Annotated in this window: 14 protein-coding genes; 10 read left to right on the top strand and 4 right to left on the bottom strand. The window is 66.4% G+C overall.

Annotated elements, in window-relative coordinates:
• Position 1: 1 nt before the first annotated feature.
• Genes E8A74_RS40695 through E8A74_RS40680 form a run of 4 tightly spaced genes read right to left on the bottom strand, consistent with a single transcriptional unit; the run spans position 2 to position 14,196 of the window.
• A complete protein-coding gene (locus tag E8A74_RS40695; RefSeq protein ID WP_136934516.1) occupies positions 2–11,653 on the bottom strand; it encodes a non-ribosomal peptide synthetase in 11,652 nt (3,883 codons plus the stop codon).
• A gap of 18 nt (positions 11,654–11,671) precedes the next feature.
• Positions 11,672–12,844 (bottom strand): beta-methylarginine biosynthesis bifunctional aminotransferase, encoded by a 1,173-nt coding sequence (locus E8A74_RS40690; protein ID WP_136934515.1) that lies wholly within the window; start codon positions 12,842–12,844, stop codon positions 11,672–11,674.
• A gap of 2 nt (positions 12,845–12,846) precedes the next feature.
• Positions 12,847–13,881 carry a 2-ketoarginine methyltransferase gene (locus E8A74_RS40685; protein WP_136934514.1) on the bottom strand — a complete coding sequence of 345 codons (1,035 nt, stop codon included), beginning with the start codon at positions 13,879–13,881 and terminating at the stop codon, positions 12,847–12,849.
• Positions 13,882–13,920: 39 nt separating this feature from the next.
• A complete protein-coding gene (locus E8A74_RS40680) occupies positions 13,921–14,196 on the bottom strand; it encodes a hypothetical protein (protein ID WP_136934513.1) in 276 nt (91 codons plus the stop codon).
• 78 nt (positions 14,197–14,274) lie between these two features.
• Here E8A74_RS40680 and E8A74_RS40675 point away from each other — a divergent pair, with 78 nt between their 5' ends.
• The 10 genes from E8A74_RS40675 to E8A74_RS40635 form a co-directional block, all read left to right on the top strand.
• Positions 14,275–15,159, top strand: a complete 885-nt coding sequence (locus E8A74_RS40675; RefSeq protein ID WP_136934512.1) for an aspartyl/asparaginyl beta-hydroxylase domain-containing protein — start codon at positions 14,275–14,277, stop codon at positions 15,157–15,159.
• Positions 15,160–15,167: 8 nt separating this feature from the next.
• The gene (locus tag E8A74_RS40670; protein ID WP_136934511.1) at positions 15,168–16,145 is read left to right on the top strand and encodes a JmjC domain-containing protein; all 978 of its coding nucleotides are present in this window, start codon (positions 15,168–15,170) and stop codon (positions 16,143–16,145) included.
• Between the two features lie 25 nt (positions 16,146–16,170).
• Positions 16,171–16,911 (top strand): thioesterase II family protein, encoded by a 741-nt coding sequence (locus E8A74_RS40665; protein WP_136934510.1) that lies wholly within the window; start codon positions 16,171–16,173, stop codon positions 16,909–16,911.
• A 28-nt stretch (positions 16,912–16,939) separates the two neighbouring features.
• Complete coding sequence (locus E8A74_RS40660) at positions 16,940–17,158, top strand: MbtH family protein (protein WP_136934509.1); 219 nt, start codon at positions 16,940–16,942, stop codon at positions 17,156–17,158.
• Between the two features lie 188 nt (positions 17,159–17,346).
• Complete coding sequence (locus E8A74_RS40655) at positions 17,347–17,991, top strand: JAB domain-containing protein (RefSeq protein WP_136934508.1); 645 nt, start codon at positions 17,347–17,349, stop codon at positions 17,989–17,991.
• Positions 17,992–18,165: 174 nt separating this feature from the next.
• A complete protein-coding gene (locus E8A74_RS53300) occupies positions 18,166–18,333 on the top strand; it encodes a hypothetical protein (protein ID WP_170229746.1) in 168 nt (55 codons plus the stop codon).
• A 143-nt stretch (positions 18,334–18,476) separates the two neighbouring features.
• Positions 18,477–18,680, top strand: coding sequence for a hypothetical protein (locus E8A74_RS40650; RefSeq protein WP_136934507.1), 204 nt, complete (start codon positions 18,477–18,479; stop codon positions 18,678–18,680).
• A 90-nt stretch (positions 18,681–18,770) separates the two neighbouring features.
• Positions 18,771–19,058 carry a hypothetical protein gene (locus tag E8A74_RS40645; RefSeq protein ID WP_136934506.1) on the top strand — a complete coding sequence of 96 codons (288 nt, stop codon included), beginning with the start codon at positions 18,771–18,773 and terminating at the stop codon, positions 19,056–19,058.
• 163 nt (positions 19,059–19,221) lie between these two features.
• The gene (locus E8A74_RS40640) at positions 19,222–19,722 is read left to right on the top strand and encodes a hypothetical protein (RefSeq protein WP_136934505.1); all 501 of its coding nucleotides are present in this window, start codon (positions 19,222–19,224) and stop codon (positions 19,720–19,722) included.
• Positions 19,723–20,142: 420 nt separating this feature from the next.
• Positions 20,143–20,419: hypothetical protein (locus tag E8A74_RS40635; RefSeq protein ID WP_136934504.1), on the top strand; the 277-nt coding region annotated here is incomplete at its 3' end.

Raw genomic sequence — 20,419 nt, 5'->3', positions numbered from 1 at the left:
CTCACCACGTTTTCTTGGTCCTCAACCGCTCCAGGCGACGGAGGCCCTGACGCTGCTGATCCTCGCGATCCTCCAGCTTGGCTTTGCCTCCCGTCACCGGCCGCTGCCCAAGGTGGTCGGCCAGCGCCCCCACGGTGGGGTATTGAAACAGGGCTATCGCGGGGAGATCGATATGCAGCTGCTCGCGCAGCTCGGCGTACACGCGCATGGCCAGCAGCGAGTTGCCGCCCAGGTCAAAGAAATTGTCGTCGCGCCCGATCCGCGTCGTCTGCAGAACCTGTCGCCAGATGGCCGCGATGGCTTGCTCGAGCTCGCCCTCCAGCGGCAGCGAATCGGCCAGCGCAGGCTCCACCGCTGAAGGCGCGGGCAGGGCACGGCGATCCAGCTTGCCGTTGGGGGTGCGCGGCAGCCCCGCGAGCCCCACGAAGAACGAGGGCATCATGTACTCGGGGAGCTGGCTGCGCAGGGTGCCACGAACCTCCGCGATGAGCCGCGCCTGGCCAGAAGGATCCTGCGGCTCCGTAGCTACCAGGTAGGCCACGAGCCGCGAATGCCCCAACCCATCGTCCTTCGCCACCACCGCCGCCTCGCGCACGGCGGGATGCTGGCGCAGGGCCGTCTCCACCTCGCCCAGCTCAATACGGTAGCCCCGGATCTTCACCTGCTGGTCCTTGCGGCCCAGGAACTGGAGCTGCCCGTCCGGCAGATAGCGCGCCAGATCTCCTGTGCGGTACATGCGCGCGCCCGGCATGGCGGAGAACGGATCCGGCACAAAACGCTCGGCCGTCAGCCCCGGGCGGTGCAGGTAGCCTCGCGCCACCCCCCTGCCACCGATATAGACTTCCCCGGGCACGCCGATCGGCACCGGATGGCCAAAATCGTCGAGCAGGTATACCTGCGTGTGCAGGATGGGTCGGCCCACCGTGGGCGTGCCTTCGCCCGTGCGACGCGTCCAGGTCGAGTACGTGGTCGTCTCGGAGGGCCCGTAGAGATCGAAGACGTCGGGCACGCCGCGCGCGTAGAGCTCCTGCACGATCTCGTTCTTCAGCGGCTCGCCAGCCAGGTTCACGGCCCGAAGGCCCGCGGGCAGCCCGTCCACGCGCAGCAGCTCGGTGATGGCCGAGGGCACCGTGTTGAGGAGGGTGACGTCGGCCGCAGCGCGCAACGTGGGTAGCCGTAGGACATTGTCGGCCAGCAGCACCTTGCCACCCACGCTCAGGGGGACGAACAGCTCGAAGATGGACAGGTCAAAACATATGGAGGTCGCGGTGAGAACGCCGGCGAGCGCCTCGCGTGAGAATGCGTCGCGTGCCCAGGTGCAGAGCGTGGTGGCGCTACGGTGCTCGATAGCGACGCCCTTGGGGCGGCCGGTAGAGCCGGAGGTGTAGATGAGATAGGCGAGGTTGCGCGGGGAGGCGCCTCCGCCAGGAGTCGTCGCCGGCTCACGAACGAGGAGCTGGCGGATGGCATCCACGCGTATCGTGTGCAGGCTCCCTGTCGACGGTACGCGCGCGGCCACGGCGTCCTGCGTCAGGAGCACACGCGGGGCCGCATCATCCAGCATGAATGCCAGGCGGGAGGCAGGGTAGCTCGGGTCCAGCGGGAGGTAGGCGCCGCCCGCCTTCAACACCGACATCAATGCCACCACCATGTCCGCGGTGCGCTCCATGCACACGCCCACCACTACCTCGGGGCCCACCCCCGCCTGGCGCAGGTGGTGCGCGAGCTGATTGGCCTCCTCGTTCAACTGCCGGTAGGTGAGCGTCCGCGAATCATCCACGAGCGCCACGGCATCCGGCGTGCGTTCCACCTGGGCCTCGAAGAGCTCGTGCAGGCAGCGGTCGTCCGGGGTATGCGTGCTGGGCGCATTCCACTCGACCAGCACCTGGTCGCGCTCCTGCGCCGAGAGAAGCGGCAGCTCATGCACGCGCTGCTCGGGCGCCCTGGCCATGCCCCAAAGAAGCTGCTCGAAGTGCACCAGGAGACGCACCATGGTGGCCGCCGAGAAGAGATCTCTATTGTATTCCAGCCACCCGCTCAGCCCCGCGTCCTCCTCGTGAAGGTTGAGGAGCAGCTCGAACTTGGCCGTATCCGTTGGCAGTTCGAGGATTGTCATGTGCACGGGGCCTAGCTGCGACGTCGGCGGGAGGGCTTCCTGCAGGACGAAGAGGGCCTGGACGAGCGGCGGGCGGCTCGCGTCGCGTGTGACCCCCAGCATGTCCACGAGTTTCTCGAAGGGCACGTCCTGGTGCGCGTAGGCGCTGAGCGTCGTTTCGCGCACACGCGCCAGGAGCTCCCGCGTGGTCGGGTGGCCGGACAGGTCGGTGCGCATCGCCAGCGTGTTGACAAAGAATCCGACGACTTCTTCAGTCTCCAGCCGGCCGCGGCCAGCCACGGGAGAGCCCACCACCACGTCCTCTGCGCCCGTGTAGCGGGACAGGAGCGCCTGGAAACCGCCCAGCAGCGTCATGAAGAGGGTGGTGCGCTCGCGGCGTCCCAGGCTGCGCAGCGCCGCCGTCAGCTCGGGGGAGAGCCGCACCGGAACGCGCCTGCCGCGTACCGATTGCACGGCTGCGCGCGGTTGATCCGTGGGCAACTCCAGCGCCTCGGGGGCTCCGGCAAGTTGCTGGCGCCAGAAGGCCACCTGTCGCTCGAGCACGCCGTCTTGCAGCCATGTTCGCTGCCATGCTGCATAATCCGCGTATTGCAGCTCCAGTGTTGGCAGCGGCGAGGGCCGACCGGCCAGAGATGCCTCGTAAAGCGCGACCAGCTCGCGCAAGAAGATGCCCACGGACCAGCCGTCCGAGGCGATGTGGTGCACTGTCACCGTGAGCAGATGCGACCGTGGAGCGAGCCGCACCAACAGCGTGCGGAACAGCGGCGCCTGACTCAGATCGAACGGGCGCTTCGCCTCCGCGGCGATGAGGGCTTGCAGTCGCTGTTCCTGCTCGGGTTCGGGCAGGCCGCCCAGGTCCTCCACCAGCAAGGGCAAGGGGCCGGGTGGCTCCACGACTTGCATGGGGCTGCCATGGACGAGGACGTAGCGCGTGCGCAGGACCTCATGGCGGCCGACCAATGCCTCCAGCGCGTCGCGCAGCGCGGCCTCGGATAGCTCGCCCTCCAGGCGCAGGGCTGCCGGCACATTGTAGACGGCGGTCCCCGGCTGGAGCTGGTCGAGCACCCACAGCCGCTCCTGCGCGAAGGACAGGTGCAACGGGGCCCCGCGCTCGACGCGTACGAGCGGCGGCGTCGAATCCGGTGCGCTTCCAGCCCGCGTCTGATCGATCCAGCCCGCAAGATCGGCGAAGGTGGGGTGCTCGAAGATCGCGCGCAGCGGCACCTCCATGCCCAGCACCTGACCCAGGCGCGAGGTGACCTGCGAGGCCAGCAGCGAATGGCCGCCCAGCTCGAAGAAGTTATCGTGCGGCTCCACGCGCGGTATCGCCAGCACCTCGGCGAAGATGCTGGCCAGCACCTGCTCCGTCGGCGTGCGCGGCGCCCTGGTGCGCGAGGTGGCGATACGCTGCGGAGCGGGCAGGGCCGGGCGATCGACCTTGCCATTGGGGGTGAGCGGAAAGGTTTCCAGCACCGAGATGAAGGCAGGCACCATGTGCGCGGGCAGGGCGGACTCCAGGCTCTCGCGTAGCGCTACGACCGAGGGTGAACGGCCCTCCGAGGCGACGACGTATGCCACCAGATCCTTGCGACCCGGCGTGTCCTCCCGCGCCAGCACCACCGCATCCTTCACGTCCGGGTGCTGCCGCAGCGCGGCCTCGATCTCACCTAGCTCCACGCGGAAGCCGCGCACCTTCACCTGATGATCCAGGCGCCCGAGGAACTCCACAGTGCCGTCCTCCAGGAAGCGCACCAAGTCTCCCGAACGGTAGAGCCGCGCGCCGGGCTCGCTGCTGAAGGGGTGTGGCACGAAGCGCTCGGCGGTCAGCGCCGGGGCATTCAGGTAACCACGAGAAAGGCCGATACCGCCGAAGTACGCCTCGCCCGGCACACCCACGGGGACCGGCTGCATAGCCCGATCCAGCACGTAAAGCTGCATGTTGCGATTCGGCCGCCCCACGGGGACGATCTTTTGCGGCGTGCCGCGGCGGCAAACCAGATAGGCCGGATCGATGGTGGCCTCGGTGGGACCGTACAGATTGATGAGCTGCACCTCCAGCGTACCAAGCAGCCCGTCCTGCAACCCCACGGGCATGGCCTCGCCGCCGCAGTAGACGCGCCGGAGGCTGGTGCACGCGGGGAAACCCGGCTCCTGCAGCAAGAATTGCAGGAGCGAGGGCACGAGCTGGATGGTCGTGATACGCCCCTCGACGATGTGCTGCACCAGCCGGGCAGGCTCGCGCTGATCGCCAGCTCGCGTGAGCACGAGCTCAGCGCCAGCGATGAGCGGAGTGAAGATCTCCGAGACAGAGGCATCGAAACTGATGGCGTTCAGCTGCAACGCCCGGTCCTCGGGGCCCAGGGGGAAGGCCGTCTGCATTGCGTGCAAGTAGTTGCAGACGGAGCGGTGCGTGGTCATCACCGCCTTGGGCGCGCCGGTCGACCCGGAAGTGTAGATGATGTAGGCGAGGTTGTCCGCTAACGCGCCGCAAGGCGGCTTGCTGGTGGTCTCGCTCGTCACGAGATGCCAATCGGAGTCCAGGCACAGGACGCGGCCGGGGAATGCTGGCAGCAGGGGCCTGAGCTCCTCCTGGGTTAGCAGGATTTGAACCTGCGCGTCCTGGAGCAGGTATTCCAGACGAGCGCGCGGGTACTCCGCATCCAGAGGGACATACGCGCCGCCTGCCTTGAGCGTACCCAGCATGCCTACCAGCATCTCCGGCGAGCGATGCAGGCAGACGCCTACGCGCACCTCGGGCCCCACGCCCAGCCGGCGCAGGTGCCATGCGAGCTGGTTTGCTCGCTCGTCGAGCTGTGCGTACGTGAGCCGCGCCTCGCCAGACGCCAGGGCCGTCGCGTGAGGCGTGCGCCGGACCTGCGTTTCGAACATTTCGTGCAGGCAGGTTTCGGCGGGCGGCTCCATCTGGGTGGCGTTCCATGCCACCAAGATGTCCTGCTGCTCTTGCGCCGTGAGCAGCGGCAACACGCTCAGCCGCAGCTCGGGCCGTGCGGCCGCGCCTTCGAGCAGCACCTGGAAGTGCTGCGCGAGCCGGCCCATGGCCATCGCGTCGAACAGGTCGGTATTGTACTCGAACACGCCCTCCAGCCCGACCGGCTCGACGGCCAGGTCCAGCACCAGGTCGAATTGCGCTACCCCACGTTCGAAGGGGAGCAGGCGCGCCGGCAGGCCCGCAAGATCGAAGCGTCGCGGGGGCTCCAGGTCCACGGAGATCAGCGCCTGGAAGAGCGGGGGGCGGCTTGGATCACGCCTGGGCTGGAGCTCGGCCACGAGCCGATCGAAGGGGACGTCGGCGTGGGAGACCGCACGCACCGCGTTATCGCGCACGCGCCGCAACAGTTCCCGGAAATCTGGATCGCCCGCAAGGTCGGTTCGTAGAACGACGGTGTTCACGAAGAAGCCGATGAGCGGCTCGGCCTCCGGATGATTGCGTAGGCCTACCGGGGTCCCCAGCGACAGGTCTTCCTGGCCCGTGTAGCGATGCAGCAGGGCCAGGAAGGCAGCCGTCAGCACCATGAACAGAGTAGCGTTCTCGGCGTGCGCGAGCGCCTGCAGGCTCTCCAGCACGCGTGCGGGCACGTGGAAGGCTAGGTGTGCGCCACGGAATGTCTGTACCGGCGGTCGGGGTCCGGCCGTGGGCAGGTCCAGGGCGGGAACCGGGCCGGCCAGCCGTGTTCGCCAGTAGGCGATTTGCTCCTCCAGCGGCCCCTGCTCCAGCTCTCGGCGCCGCCATGCCCAATAATCCGCATACTGCGCTCGCAGCTCTGGTAGCGGTATGGGTGCACCGCGGTGGAGAGCGTCGTAAATTATGGACAGCTCCCGGAGGAGCAAGGGAATGGAGCGACCATCGGCTACCAGATGGTGCAGCACGACGAGCAGCACGTGCTCGTTCGTCGCCAGCCGCGCCAACCGCAGGCGCAGCAGCGGCCCGCGTTCGAGGTCGAACGGAATGGCGCTCGTCTCGGCGGCCAGGCGTTCGACCGCGGCGCGACGCTCGGGTTCGGGGATATGGCGTAGGTCCTCCACCGGCAAGTCCAGCGTCGGCGGCGCGGCTGGTAGCGCCACGGGTTCGTCGTCGACCAGGAGGAACGTCGTCCGTAACGCCTCGTGGCGGCGCACCACTTCCTCGAACGCGCGCCGCAACGTCTCCGAATGCAGCTCCCCTTCCAGGTGAATGGCAGCAGGCATGTGGTAGGCGCCGCTGCCTGGCTGGAGGCGCTCCAGGAACCAGAGGGCCCGCTGGGCGAGCGATAGGGGCAGCGGGCCCTCGCGGTTCAGGCGGGGCAGGGCCAGTACCGGGGCGCGGCCCGCAAGAAGGGCCGTCTCCACGCGGCTGGCAAAGACCGCCAGCGTGGGAGATTCGAACACGGCCTGAACGCCCACGGCTGCGCCGAGCTGCGTGCGTACCCGGGCCGTCAGCTCGGCGGCGAGCAGTGAGTGGCCACCGAGCTCGAAGAAGTTGGATTCGAGGCCCACTTGCGGCACTCCCAGGAGCCCTTGCCATAGCTCGGCCAGCGAGCGCTCCAGGTCCCTGTTGGGCGGGGTGATGTGGCCCGGGGAGGCTGCTTCCGGCACGGGCAGCGCCCTGGCGTCCAGCTTGCCGTTGGTGGTCAGGGGCAATGCCGCCAGTGACATGAGCGCTTGCGGCACCATGTACTCCGGTAGCGTGAGCGAAAGCCGCATCCGCAGCGCCGCCGCGTCCAGCGTCTGGTCAGGATGGGTGACGTAATAGGCGAGAAGCTGCTTGTTACCGCTGGCATCGGGGCGCGCGATTACCGCGGCCTCCCGCACCTCCGGTTGGCGGTGCAGTTCGGCCTCGATCTCACCAAGCTCCACGCGGAAGCCGCGCACCTTCACCTGATGATCCTGCCGGCCCAGATACTCCAGGCCTCCATCCGGCGCCCGCCGCGCTCTGTCCCCCGATTTGTAGAGCCGCTCACCGGGGTGCGAGGTGAGCGGGTGGGGCACGAAGCGCTCGGCGGTGAGCGCCGGTCGATCGTGGTAGCCACGCGCAAGGCCAGGGCCACCCACGTAGATCTCCCCGACCTGCCCCTCTGGCACTGGCTGCATGTAGCCGTCCAGCAGCAAGATCTCCATATCCTGCATGGGCAGGCCAATTCGGTTCCCACGCGCTTTCAGATCCTGCAGCGTCACCGGGTGATAGGTGACATGCACGGTCGTCTCCGTGATGCCGTACATGTTCACGAGGCGCGGGTGTCGGTCGCCATATCGGGCGAACCAGGGTTGCAGGCTCTCGAACTGGAGCGGTTCGCCGGCGAAGATGATGGCGCGCAGCGCGAGCGGCTCGGGACAGAACTCGTGGAAACGTAGCAGCGGCTGGAACGCCGAGGGCGTCTGGTTGAGCACGGTGACGCGCTCACGCGCGAGCAGTGCGTGCAGTTCCTCGGGGGAGCGGGTGGTCGTCGATGGAATGATGATGAGCCGGCCGCCATAGAGCAGCGCACCCCACATCTCCCAGACGGACACGTCGAAAGAGATCGAATGAAACAGTGGCCACACGTCCTCGGGGCCGAAGCGATAGCTGGGATCGGTGGCGTCGATCAGCCGTGTCACCTGCCGGTGGGCGATGAGCGTTCCCTTGGGCCGGCCGGTGGACCCAGAGGTATAAATGATGTAGGCGAGGTTATCTACATCCGCTGCTGCTTGGGGATTCGACTCGTCCTCCCGAGCCAGCCCCTCTGCGTCTCTGTCGACGCATAGCAGGGTCGGGCCTCCCTCCTCGGGCAGCGGCAGCGCCGAGACGAGGTGCTCCATTGTCACGATCACCGACACACGCGAATTCGCCAGCAGGAAGGCAAGACGCTCGCGAGGATAGGCAGGGTCCATGGGCACGTAGGCGCCGCCTGTCTTGAGGATGCCGAGCACGGCGGCGACCTGATCGGGGGATCGCTCCAGGCACAGGCCGACCCGGCTCTCGACGCCCACGCCGAGCTTGCGCAGCCGGTGGGCCAGTCGGTTGGCGCGGGCGTTGAGCTCGGCATACGTCCAATGCGTGTCGCCGTGGGTCAGGGCGCGCGATTCGGGCCGCGTGCGGCACTGCTCCTCGAAGCGTGCGTGCAGGCACCGCGGTGGAGGCAAGGCCGGCACCTCGCAGCGCACCAAGCGCTGGAGCTCCTCGGGCGTCAGCAGCGGCAAGTCCCCGATGCGCTTGCGTGGATCAGCGGCAATGCCCTCCAGCAGCGTGCGTAGATGGGCCACCATGCGACGCACCGTCGAGGCGGCGAAAAGATCGCGATTGTACTCGAGCGAAATCGCGAGCCCCTCCTCTACGCTTGCCATGGAGAGCTGTAGTTCGAACTGCGCCGAACGGCGTTGCAGCGGGTAAGACTCGAGCTGCAGCGATCCCAGCGAGATGGACGCTCGGGGGGCACCAAGCGCAAGACCCTGCAGGCCGCCTCCACCCAGCGTGGGCATATCCTGCAGGACGAAGTACGCTTGAAAGATCGGCGAGCGGCTCGGATCCCGCCGAGGCTGCATGCGCTCGACGAGCAGGGGGAAGGGGTAGACTTGGTGCTCGATGGCGCCGAGCACTCGCTCGCGTACGTCCTTGAGGTGCTCGGTAAACCGCGGGTTTTGGCCCAGGCGGGCGCGCAGTGGCACCGGACTCACGAGATAGCCCACCGTGCGCCTCAGCTCCGGACGCACGCGGCCGACCATGGAGGTGCCCACCACCAGATCGTCTTGGCCTGTGTAGCGGTGCAGCAGAAGCTGCCAGGCCGCCAGCAAGACAGTGTACTGCGTCGCGCTCTCGCATTCAGCTACCTCGCGTAACCTGCGCACCAGCGAAGCGGGCAGCGTGGCATGCTCGACCGCCCCACGGAAGGTTTGCAGGGAAGGGCGCGGGAAATCCGTGTAGAGGTCCAGCGGATGCAAGTCTCCTGCGAGCTGCTCGCGCCACCAGGCGAACAGACGCTCGCCCTCCGGGCTGTCGACGAGCCTCTGCTGCCACCGCGCCACGTCCGCAGGCTCGACCGCCGGGGCCGCGAGCTTTGCAGGCGGTCCTCCCGTGTACTCGGTGTAGAGCGCCCCCAGCTCCTCCAGCAGCACGCCGATGGACCACAGGTCGGTGATGAGGTGGTGGGCCACAAGCAGCAACAGGCGCTCGGAGACCGTGCGCTCCAGCAGGTGAAACCGCAGCAGCGGACCGCGCTCCAAGTCGAAGGACCGATGCGCTTCCTCCGCGAGCGTTTCTTGCAGTTGCTCCTGCGTCCATGCCGATGCTTCATGCCGCTGCAGGCACAGGGTTGCTTGCTGGTGCACCACCTGCACGGGCCGCCCTTCATGGACGGCGAATGTGGTCCGCAGCGCCGCGTGCCGTTGCACGAGCGTGTTCAGCGCGCGCTCGAACGCCTGCGTCTGCAACGCACCGTGTATGCGAATCGCGCTCGCGACGTTGCACACCGCACCCTCGGGATCCAGCTGATGCAAGAACCAGAGCGCCTGCTGTCCCGGCGAGAGCGGATGGACGCCGTCGGTGCCGGCGTGGGAAGCGCTTTCCACCGGCGGCAGGCGGCCGGGAGCAGTGTGCGAGCTGGGCAGCTCGGCCAGCTCGTGAAGCGTGCTCCCCTGGAGCAAATGGGCCGGCGATACAGGTGCGCCTAGAGTTTGCTCGAGCTCCAGCGCCAGCTCCAGCGCCACGAGCGAATCCAGACCGTAGCGTGTGAGCGGCACGTCGCGCGAGATCTCCTCCGCGCGCAGCTGCAGATGCCTCGCCGCCAGCGCCGCCAGCGGGTCCACCTCCGGGCTGCCCGTGGGCGCCGCGCTCGCAGGCTGCTGCCACGTGTGGAGCGTCGATAGCCGGCCGGAGAGGTAATCCTCGCGGCACGCGCGGCGCTGGATCTTCCCGCTGGAGGTCTTGGAGATGCTGCCCGCCGGCAGCAGCACGACGGCATGCACGGCGACCTCGTGCTCCTCGGCTACCGCCTGGCGGATGCTCGCTACGACCTCCTCGGGGTCCGCGGACCGCCGAGCGTCCAGTTCCTGGACCAAGACCAGCCGCTCTTCGTGCTCTACCTCCACGGAGAACGCCGCGCCGCAGCCCATGCGGGCCGCTGCGTGGCTGCGCTCCATCGTGCGTTCCAGGTCCTGCGGGTAGAGGTTGCGCCCCCGGATGATGATGAGGTCCTTGGCCCTGCCGGTGACGAAGAGTTCGCCATCGTGCAACACCCCCAGATCCCCCGTGCGCAGCCAGGTCAATCCCTCGACGCCCGAGAGCTTCACCCGGCACGTGCGCATCGATTCCTCGGGCTGGTTCCAGTAGCCCGAGGTCACGCTCGAGCCGGCGACCCAGATCTCCCCCACCTCGCCGGGGGCGCACGGGGCGCACGTCTCCGGATGGGCGATGAGCACGCGCTGGTCTCCGAGCGGCCGACCCGATGACACGAGGCGCAGCGTCCCCTCCTCGCCGCCGGCAGCGAGCACCATGCGGCCCTCCGCCAGCGCCTGGCGGTCGATCCGCTCCACCACCATGCCCTGGCCGCGCTGGCTGCCGGTGACGATGAGGGTTGCCTCGGCGAGGCCATAACAGGGGTAGAAGGCCTCGCGGCGGAAGCCGCATGCTGCGAATGCGGCGCTGAACTGCTCGATCGTCTCCGGGCGGACAGGCTCGGCGCCATTGAAGGCCACTTGCCAAGAGCTCAGGTCGAGCGCGGCCTTTTCTGCCTCGCTCACCTTGCGTACGCATAACTCGTAGGCGAAGTTGGGTCCGCCACTGGTGGTCGCCCTGTAGCGGGTGATGGCCTGTAGCCAGCGCACCGGTCGCGCCAGGCAAGCGAGGGGCGACATGAGGATGCACGGAATTCCCATGTACAGGGGCTGCAGCACGTTCCCGATGAGCCCCATGTCGTGGTAAAGCGGCAACCAGCCGACCACGATGCTCTGTTCATCGTGGCAGAAGCCCTGCTGGATGAGCAGCTGATTGTGCAGTATGTTCCGGTAGGTCAGGACCACACCTTTGGGCGTTCCGGTGGATCCCGACGTATATTGGAGAAAGGCCACCGATTCCCCGTCGATGCGCGGCGGTCGCCACGCGCTCGCGCGGTCACGACGGATGGTATCGGTCGCCATCCATTGCAGCCTCGAAAGTTCGGGCGCCTGCTCGAAGGCGAACGTGGCCAGGGCGAGCACCGCCTGCGTGGTCAACACCGCGTTCGCGCCAGCATCGCGTGCAATCGTCGAGAGCCGCGGCAGCGAGCGGCTCAGGCGCGTCGGATCCGGTGGATACGCTGGCACGGCGATGGAGCCCGCGTAGAGGCAGCCGAAGAACGCCGCGACGTAGTCCAGCCCCGGGGGGAAGAGGAGCAGCACGGGCTTTCCCGCGAGCCCAGCCTCCTGCAGTGTGGCGGCCACGGCCCGGGCAGCCTCGTCGAGACCGCCGTAGGTGAAGGCGGCGCCCTCGATTTCTCCGTCATCAAGGAAGCGCAGCGCGAGCACATCGGGCTTGTGAGCGGCTCGCTCGCGCAGCAGGTCCACAAGGGTATCCACTTCGGGAAGGAACATATCGATTGCTATGGTTCGTTACGGCAGGGGAGTCCGTTCGCGGTAGGCATCAAGGCCTGCGCCCAGCAGCGCGAGTGCATTCTCGAGCGTGCCGGGCGGCGCACCCATGGGCAGCCGCACGAAGGCCCCTTGCACGCCCTCGTAATTGGAGGCGGAGACCAGGCAGAGTCCCAGCTCCGCCAGAGCGAAGTCGCAGAACTCTTCCACGTCCGTGACCGGCAGCTCTGCGAAGATCTGCGTGCCTCCTGCAGGCACGCAGAAGCGGATACCCGCGATCTGCGGCAGCCGCTCGCTGAGCATTTGCCGGCCCGCGCGGACCGCCTCTACCAGCACGGCATTGCCCCTGTCCAAGAGATCGCTTGCGATGGCCTGGGACAATCCGCAAACGGAGATGTTCTCGAGCTCCAAGACGCGCAGCAGCGCGTGCACGTTCTCCGGCGTCGAGACGATCCAGCCGACGCGCAGCCCAGGTGAGCCGAAGTTCTTCGACATCGAGTTGACGACGTATACATTCTTCCAGCTCACGCCGAGGTCCTGCGGCGACGTCACGCGCGCATGATCGAACGCATAGCTGTCGTAGACCATGTCGGCCACCAGGATGGCCCCCAGCTCGTGCGCGAGAGCGCACAGCTGTTCGAGCGTATCGGGTGCGAGGATGTCGCCGCTGGGATTGAGCGGCGTGTTGAGGTAAATCATGCGAACGTCGGAGGAATGCAGGCGCCGCAATGCTGCGATGTCCACTCGGCCGTCTAGCGACTTGAAGAAGGCCGGGCGGTAGCCATAGCTGCGCAGCATTTCGGGGACCGCTCCCAGCACCGGGGCCTGACAAAGCGCCACTGCACCGGGCTGCTGGTGCTGGCGAAAGATCATGGCGAGCGCATGCAGGGCTCCGTTGGTGACCAGGATCTGCTCAAGCGTGACGTCGCTCTCGCGCCTCCGAGACTCTCGCGCGGCGATGCGCTCCAGTAGATCGCGCTGCCCGCGCGAGGGGGCATAGTTGTGGACGTACCGCCATGCGGAATCAGGCGCCCCCTCGACGCTGGGCCACTGCGGTACATTCTCGACGATGTTCACGAAACGTCGCTCGGGGAACCGCTCCATGTACAGCAGCCTTTGCTGCAGCGTGGAGAGCGGTGAATCGTCAGAGACGACGCCGGAGCAGCGCGGGCGCGCTGCATTTGCGCGGTTCATATTCACGATTTCTTGCGCAGTAGATACCCGACCTCCAGCCCTGTCGAGTCCACGCTTGGGTCCACATCCTGGCGTGCCAGGACTTCCAGCCCGGCGCGCGCGAACAGATCGTCCCAGAACGCCCGTGTCTCCAGCCGCTGCTGGGTGAAGGGATGCAGCAGGTAGTAGGCATTGTAGTAGGCCATGGCCAGCCCGTGCCGCATGACGCGCGGGTTATTCATCTGCTGGTCGACCTCGATGACGATCAGGTGCACGCCCTGGAAGCGCTCGGTGGCGCCCCTCAGCAACTCGAGCACTGCCGCTTCGCCACCCTGGCCGAGCAGTTCATGCAGCACGAAGCCCAGTACAATGAAATCGGGCCGGTACGTTGTGTCAACGACGCGGAAGAAGTCCAGCGCGGTGCTGCAGGTGAGCCGGATGCGCGACTCCAGCCCGCGACTGCGTACCACGCGGACGGCGGCCTGGTAGCCCTCGGGGTCTGGCTCCACGCCCCACGCCTCGACCTGCGGCAGCGCTGTGCAGAACTCCGCCAGGTAGAGCGCATTTCCGCATCCGAGATCCAAGAGGCGGTTCGGATTGCCCGGGATCCGAGCCATGAGCGAGCGCGTGAGCGGGATAGCGTCGAAATAGCTGATGGCGCAGCTCCCCACGCCCACCCGTGCGGCATCCCGCGTGGCCGGCGGGCTTCCTCGCTGCAACCGCTCGCCCATTTGGAGAAACGTCTGCCCGTAGCCACCTACGAGCATGGTGTACCAGCCACGGAAATCCTCGAGGCCCAGCCCCCGCGCGGTCAATCCGTAGCGGCCTTCGTGTTGCTTCAGTATGCCCTCGTTCTGCAGAAACGAGAGAAGCGCCTCCAGCCGCGCGGGATCCATCCCGTGTCGCTCGGCCAGCTCGCCCAGAGCGAGCTCGGAGTCGCGGAGGCAATCGAAGAGGCCAGTCTCGAAGAAATGGTACAACGTGGTGGCGAAAGCAAACCCACGGATGGGCTGCAGGGCCTCGATGAGACGAGGTTCAAGGGAATCGACGCGCAGCATGGATGGGGCTCCATCCCCAGATGACAGGTAGCGTTGAGTTTAATTCGTGGTGCGAGGGATGAAATCGATGAATACCACTTCGAGATCACATTCCCGCGTCAATCGCGCCTTGATCATATCGGCACGCTCTCGACTACGAGTAAGAATTCTCACAAACGGTCGATGCGACCCATCCCAGGCAACAACCTGTGTGGGGCCTTGCAGCACAAAGACGATATCGTTACGAAACGGAAGATCGAGAAGCAAAGCACGTGCCATGGCCACCGTGCGCTCGGCTTCCTCTGAGGAGTAGCCGTAGAGTTCGAGTGTAGGCATGCTTCGAGCCTACTAGCACATCCTTTCCAGGTGCAAGTGACAAAAGTGCGTTGGTGTAGTAAGAGGACCAGCAGTCCTATGAACCAACACACTCCTTCGAAAAAGGCTTTGGACGTGCAGCGGCAGCAACGGCTCACCGCTGCCGAGGTGCGAGAGGGCGTGCAGAAGGCACTCGAGGAACTTCTGGCCCGTCACGGTGAGCAAGCGATGGCGCGCGTCGTGGAATGCTGCGAGATCGCCGTCGGCCTTAAAGAACCGACCTATGGCCACCCCTTGCAACGCCCCTCGTTCATCTTCTTTCCTGGCCTGCCATCAAAGGCCTGGTACGCCCCGGCCTCCTACGAGAAGACCGGGCGGCTCACGAGAGCGCTGGAGGAGGCCTTTCCTTCTATACGCCATGAACTGAAGGCGCTCCAGGGCCGCTCCGAGCCCTGGGCGCCCTACATCGACGGCGAGTATGCACTGGCCAAGTTCCACCCGCTGCAGCAGGACGCATGGGCCTCGTTTACGCTGCGCCACGACGGCCAGATGATCGAGGCCACGCGGGAGTTCTGTCCGGCCACCTACGCCGTACTCGAGGAAATCGAGCCCTACCTGACCTCCACCGGCGAGGCCTTCTTCTCCACGCTCCGACCGGGCGTCTCGCTGCCTCCGCATCACGACGACAGCAACCTCAAGCTCACCGTGCACCTGGGCCTCGACATCCCACCTGATTGCGGCATCAAGGTAGGCATAGAAACGCGCACCTGGCAGGAGGGCCAGTGCCTCATGTTCGACGACACCTTTCTCCACGAGGCCTGGAACCATAGCGACCGGACTCGTACCTGCCTTCTGCTGGACGTGTGGCACCCGGAGCTCACGCCCCAGGAAATTGATGCCATCACGTTCCTTTCCCGCTTGATCGGCGACGGCTGGGGTCTGCCTGGCGCCGACGGAACCGCGCGCGCCACCCTTGCCACCTAGTGACCATCATGACAAGCACGTTCTCACCTGGCCTGCGTACCCTGCTGCAGATCGATGATCCCCGCACGTTTCTCGATCAATGCTGGCCCGACCGGCACGTGGTGGTCCACGGTCCGATCGAGCGACTGACCGGCTTTGCAGACATCTCCGCCGCCGAGGATGTGCGGGCGCTGCTCGAGCACGGCCACACCTACCGTCGCGTAGATTATCGCTCGTCCACCCAATTCTTCAGCGTGGAAAACCCCTCCATTGAGGAGGCATACCATCTCTACCAAATTGGTTTTACGCTGTACGTCTACGACGTGGATTCGCCAGCGTTCAACGCCTGGAAAGTGGCGCTGGCCGAGGAGCTGAACCTTCCGCCTGGGGGGGTCGTCATGACCGCTTTCGCTTCGCGGCCGGGGGCGGGCTCGCGCGCGCATTTCGATGCACAGGAGAACTTCATGGTGCAGGTGCGCGGCCACAAGCGCTGGCGCATCGCACCGAACAAGCACGTGGCTTACCCCTCGGACAATTACTTTGTCGGCAGCGAGCCGAACGCAACCCTGCGCAAGCAAATTCAGGGCCCGCTCCCCCAAGATATCCCTGAGGATGCGCTCACAGTCGATATGCAGCCGGGCTCGGTGATGTTCCTTCCTCGCGGTTATTGGCACGAAACCGACACCGTCGAGGATTCGCTGCACTGGGTCGTGCAAGCACAAGTGCCCATCTGGTCGGACGTGTTGCAATTCATCCTTAAGCATACGCCGCTGATGCACGAGCTGCCGTGGCGCAGCCCGGTGGCCAGGGCCTGGAAAGGCACAGGGCCGTCAGCCGATCTGATGCGCGAGCTCGGCGCGAAGCTACGCGAGCTCGGCTCCTGGCTCGAGCAGGCGAATGCAGAGGAACTGCTAGGGAGCGCCGTGCGGGAGCAGGTGCAGCAGGAAATGATCCAGTCCATCAAGGCCGCACAGCCGACACTCAATCCGCCTCCTGAGGGTCGATGAGCGAGGACCGACGGGAACACGGGCGATGACCTCCTGGTTCTGGGCCGCGCACCCGCGGGTGGCGCCCCGGATACGATTGTTCTGCTTTCCTTACGCGGTAGCGGGCGCGAACGTGTACCGCGGGTGGGCGAGCCGAGTACCGCCGGACGTGGAGGTCGTCGCTCTGCAGTTACCGGGCCGCGGGCCACGGCTTCGGGAGCCTGCGGTGGATCGGCTGGAGCCTCTGCTCCAGGCGCTGCGGGGCGCATTCTTGCCGTATCAGGGCGTCCCGTTCGTGTTCTTTGGACACAGCATGGGAGCAGTACTTGCGTTCGAGTTTTGCCGGTGGCTACGTCGCCACGGTGACGCCGCTCCGGTGCATCTCATCCTCTCAGGCTGCGAGCCACCGCCGCCTGAGAGCGACTCCCCCCCTCCCCGGCGATTATCCGACACGGACTTGATCGCATGGATGCGCAGCATGGGTGGGACGCCTGAAGGGGTTCTGGACAACGCGGAATACATGCAGCTCGTGCTGCCGGCCCTGCGCGCGGATCTCGCGCTCGTGGACGCCTGGCGACCCATGCCCGAGGCCCCACTCGACATCCCCGTGACCATCATGGGCGCTCGCGACGACACGCTCGTGCCCGCGTCCGTTCTTGAGGGCTGGCGTGACCACACACGGAGTGCGTACGCATGCCATCTTTTTTCAGGAGGGCACATGTTCATCCGCACCGAGGAAGCTTCGGTGCTGGAACTGATATGCAGCGTCCTCGTGAGTGGTAGGTAACTGAAACGTAACATCATAGGAGCGTTCGATGTCCGAAGACAGCTCGGAGTACCTGGTTGTTGTGAATCACGAAGAGCAATATTCCATCTGGCCCGCCCTCCGAGAGATCCCAGCGGGCTGGAGAGATGCGGGGAAGCTGGGGTCGAAGCAAGAATGCCTCGCCTACATCGAAGAGGTCTGGACCGATATGCGCCCGCGAAGCCTGCGTGAAAAGATGGCGGAAGCGCAAAAGGCGCAGGATGGATGAAGTGCGACGTCGCCTTGAAGGAGGCGTTGTACTGTGGGACGGAGTCCACGACCTCGTCGCGCGTGTCGTGGGGAACCCACCGGTTAGGTTGGTCCCGTTCCGAGGTGGCAGAACACGGTTCCCAACCGCAAATGGATAAGGTCACAGAGGGATAAAAGCCACGGCCCAAAGAAAGGAGGCCCGAAGCTGTGGCAGATCCGCTCGAAACTCCGCCTACCGACATCCAACAGCTCTCCACCGCATCCCTGATCGACCTCCTGCTCGGACGCCCCGGCGTCGCAGCCCATCTCCTCGAATCGCTCGGCAACCTTGCCTCCCTCGCCCGCCTCTCCCCCCTGGCCCTCACCGAGCGCTTCGCCCTCACCCACGAAGAAGCCACCCGCATCCTCGCCGCCCTGCAGCTCGGCCACCGCCGGTTCGTCGAAGCCGCAGACGTCACCTCGATCGCGTCCTGCCTCGACGTCGTCACCTGGGCTCAACCCCGGCTCGGGCACCTCGTCCACGAGGAGATGCACCTCCTCGCGCTCAGCGGACAGAGCCACTTCCGTGGGGCACGGATGATCGCCCGAGGCGGCCTCCACGCACTCGCCGTTCGCACATCCGACATCCTGCGTGCTGGCCTCGAGCTCGCCGCTTCGGGGTTCGCGCTTATTCACAACCACCCCAGCGGCAATCCCGATCCCTCGGCCGAGGACATCGAGCTCACCCTGCGCGTCAAGGAAGCTGGAGACCAAGTCGGCCTCCTGTTCGTCGACCACGTGATCGTCACAGCGTCGGGCCGTTTCAGTTCGTTCGTGGCGAACCAGTGGGCAACCGAATCTGCGCAGAAATAATCGACGAGACCCGGCATAACAATCCGGGAGGCTCCACTGGAGTCATTATGATGTCCCGGTTCTTGAGCCTCCTTCGCGATCCCAAGCTGGTCAGCAAGGCGATGCATATCGGGGCTGTCGTCCTCACGATGGTCGCCCAGGTCATCTCCATCATCACCGGATAGGAAACCCGAAATGGCCAACAACGCCCAGAACAACAACGCCCAACCCGCCCAGGACCTCTCGACGCCTTTCCTCAAGCGCGTCATGGCCAATGACTCGACGAAAAAGGGCGCCGCCGCCCTCGTGGCCGGCGTCGTGCTCGCGATCATGACCGAGGCCATCTGGCCCTCCAACTCGTAGCGGACATCCTCGGCGAGGCGCTGTTCGATGAGCTGCGGCGCCGCCTCAAGGACATCGGCCCCGTCGCCGACGACACGCTCGAATGGCTCCGGGAGGCGGCACGTCCGCCTCCGGGCGTCGAGCTCGTCAGCGAGGACGGGGCCATGTTCACCGGTGTCGTGTTCGTCGAGCGAAACAGGCCCGTGGCGATGCTGGCATTCCGGCATGCGCCGACGCGGCCGATGCCTCGGTACGGTCCGCCCCAATACCCCAACCAGTACCCGCCTCCCCATCAGCGCCACCTCTTCGACGAAGACGAAGAGGAAACGCCGCCGGCCTGGAGGCCCAGCAGGTTGTGGGATCGCTGAAAACGTTCATCGTCCGTCGACCAGGGCGTCCCGCTGGTACGTAATGACGTGCTCCGGGGCGCCCTTCTGTTTTCCGGAAAGGAAATTTCCATGCGCGTCAATGGCCGCACGCTTCGCTACTCCACCCTCGCCGAGCGGCGCATGTTCCTCTCGCTCGGCATCACGGAGCTGCGCGTGCCGCGTTCCATGAACCCGTACACCGTCGCCCGGCGAATCGCTCGGGCGGCGAAGAACAACACGCCCGACATGGAGCTCTTCAAGACCCTCGCGACGCAGGGAAAGCGGGCGCCTGACCAGGCGCCGGGGCCGTCGCCGGACTTCGATCGGCCGGAGCCCGTGCTGCCGGAGCCGCACGAGCCGCTCCATGCCGCGGCGTAGCAGCCTCGAAGAGCTGCGGTGCGCGCTTCGGATCGAGGAGCCCAATACGAAGAGCCTCAGCCGATATCTCGAGGAGACGTCCGAGCACGTCGCCGTTCTCCTCGGGGTCGAGCGCGAGGCTCTCGAGCAGCTCGTCGGCAAACCCGACCGAGAAGTGGTGCCGATGCTCGAGGCCCTGCTTCACCGGCGAGCAGAAGCGCAGGAAGCCAGGCGCGCGGAGCGGGCGGCCCAGATCGCCGGCTCCGCCGCCGAGCATCTCGCTCGCACCGCCGTGTGGCACGAGGGGCGGGCGCATCTCGACCCGAGCATTCTCTTCGGTGCCATTCTCGCGGATGTCGGGCGCAGATTCATCGCGTTCCACGGCGGACGTGCCTTCGAGGTCCGCATGCTGCGTCATACGCTTTGGAGCGCGGGCGAGGCGCTATCCCCACACGATGACCTTACCGCCTGGGTCGATGCCGAGGGGCTCCACTTCCGCTGGAAGAACGGGCGGGGCGGCCTGAACTTTCTCTCACAGCACGTGCCCGCGCGCGACATCGGGTTCGGGCTGCACGTGTATCTCACGCCGCCCGTACAGCGGCCGAGCGTGCACCGGGCGCAGCGGCCACCGCGGCGTCCGGTCTCGCTGGGCGATGAAGTCGTGAACATGACGCTCTTCACGTAGCGCCTGGCGACAACGTATCACCGCGACGAACCACGTCTGCGGTGCCCTCTCTTCGGACGGCATGCTGCAAAGGCATTGCGTCCTCTCTCCGGACAATCCCATGACCAGCAGCGCTGCTTCGACCCTCTCCCGGTCCCAGCGCCGTGTTGCCGCCGCCGGAGGTCGCCATATCGGCGACATCGTCGGATGGAACACGGAGCGCATCAATGTCTCCCGCGAGGATGCTCGGAAGCTCCTTGAGCCCGAGAAGTTCGAGCATCTCATCGTGAACATGGATCCCGCCACGGCGCTCTCCCGCGCCGCCGGCGAGGTCAAGCCGGACTCGAAGCGGCCCTCGCGCACGCCGAGAACATCGCCGCGCATGCGAACCACCTCGTCACGCATTGCGAGACGCGGGACATCTCGAATGTCCTCGTCGCCATGGTGAAGGCCCTCTCGGGCGTTCCCATCCGCAACCGCGGCGGGCTCTACCTGCTTCCGCCGCCGTCCTGCGGCACGTGGAAGCGCCTCAAACCCGCGCTCGAGGAGCTGCGCGTCGAGCCGCTCACCATCGAGATGCACGACGCGCCGGACAACCTCGCTGTCGCGAAGTCCGCGGCGCAGAGCGCGCTCGAATCCGACATCGCCGAGCTCCTCACGGATCTCGAGAAGGCGAAGACCGACGGCATGCGGCAGGACGCGCTCTCGCGGCGGGTCC

This window comes from Polyangium fumosum, from assembly GCF_005144585.1.
GTDB classification, from domain to species: domain Bacteria; phylum Myxococcota_A; class Polyangia; order Polyangiales; family Polyangiaceae; genus Polyangium; species Polyangium fumosum.
This window is presented reverse-complemented; position numbering and strand designations above follow the sequence as displayed.

Coding starts and splice junctions, on each gene's coding strand:
- E8A74_RS40650 (WP_136934507.1), top strand. CDS start 18,477: ATGTTCACCGGTGTCGTGTTCGTCGAGCGAAACAGGCCCGTGGCGATG.
- E8A74_RS40685 (WP_136934514.1), bottom strand. CDS start 13,881: ATGCTGCGCGTCGATTCCCTTGAACCTCGTCTCATCGAGGCCCTGCAG.
- E8A74_RS40695 (WP_136934516.1), bottom strand. CDS start 11,653: ATGTTCCTTCCCGAAGTGGATACCCTTGTGGACCTGCTGCGCGAGCGA.
- E8A74_RS40670 (WP_136934511.1), top strand. CDS start 15,168: ATGACAAGCACGTTCTCACCTGGCCTGCGTACCCTGCTGCAGATCGAT.
- E8A74_RS40660 (WP_136934509.1), top strand. CDS start 16,940: ATGTCCGAAGACAGCTCGGAGTACCTGGTTGTTGTGAATCACGAAGAG.
- E8A74_RS40690 (WP_136934515.1), bottom strand. CDS start 12,844: ATGAACCGCGCAAATGCAGCGCGCCCGCGCTGCTCCGGCGTCGTCTCT.
- E8A74_RS40675 (WP_136934512.1), top strand. CDS start 14,275: ATGAACCAACACACTCCTTCGAAAAAGGCTTTGGACGTGCAGCGGCAG.
- E8A74_RS40645 (WP_136934506.1), top strand. CDS start 18,771: ATGCGCGTCAATGGCCGCACGCTTCGCTACTCCACCCTCGCCGAGCGG.
- E8A74_RS40640 (WP_136934505.1), top strand. CDS start 19,222: ATGCTCGAGGCCCTGCTTCACCGGCGAGCAGAAGCGCAGGAAGCCAGG.
- E8A74_RS53300 (WP_170229746.1), top strand. CDS start 18,166: ATGGCCAACAACGCCCAGAACAACAACGCCCAACCCGCCCAGGACCTC.
- E8A74_RS40665 (WP_136934510.1), top strand. CDS start 16,171: ATGACCTCCTGGTTCTGGGCCGCGCACCCGCGGGTGGCGCCCCGGATA.
- E8A74_RS40680 (WP_136934513.1), bottom strand. CDS start 14,196: ATGCCTACACTCGAACTCTACGGCTACTCCTCAGAGGAAGCCGAGCGC.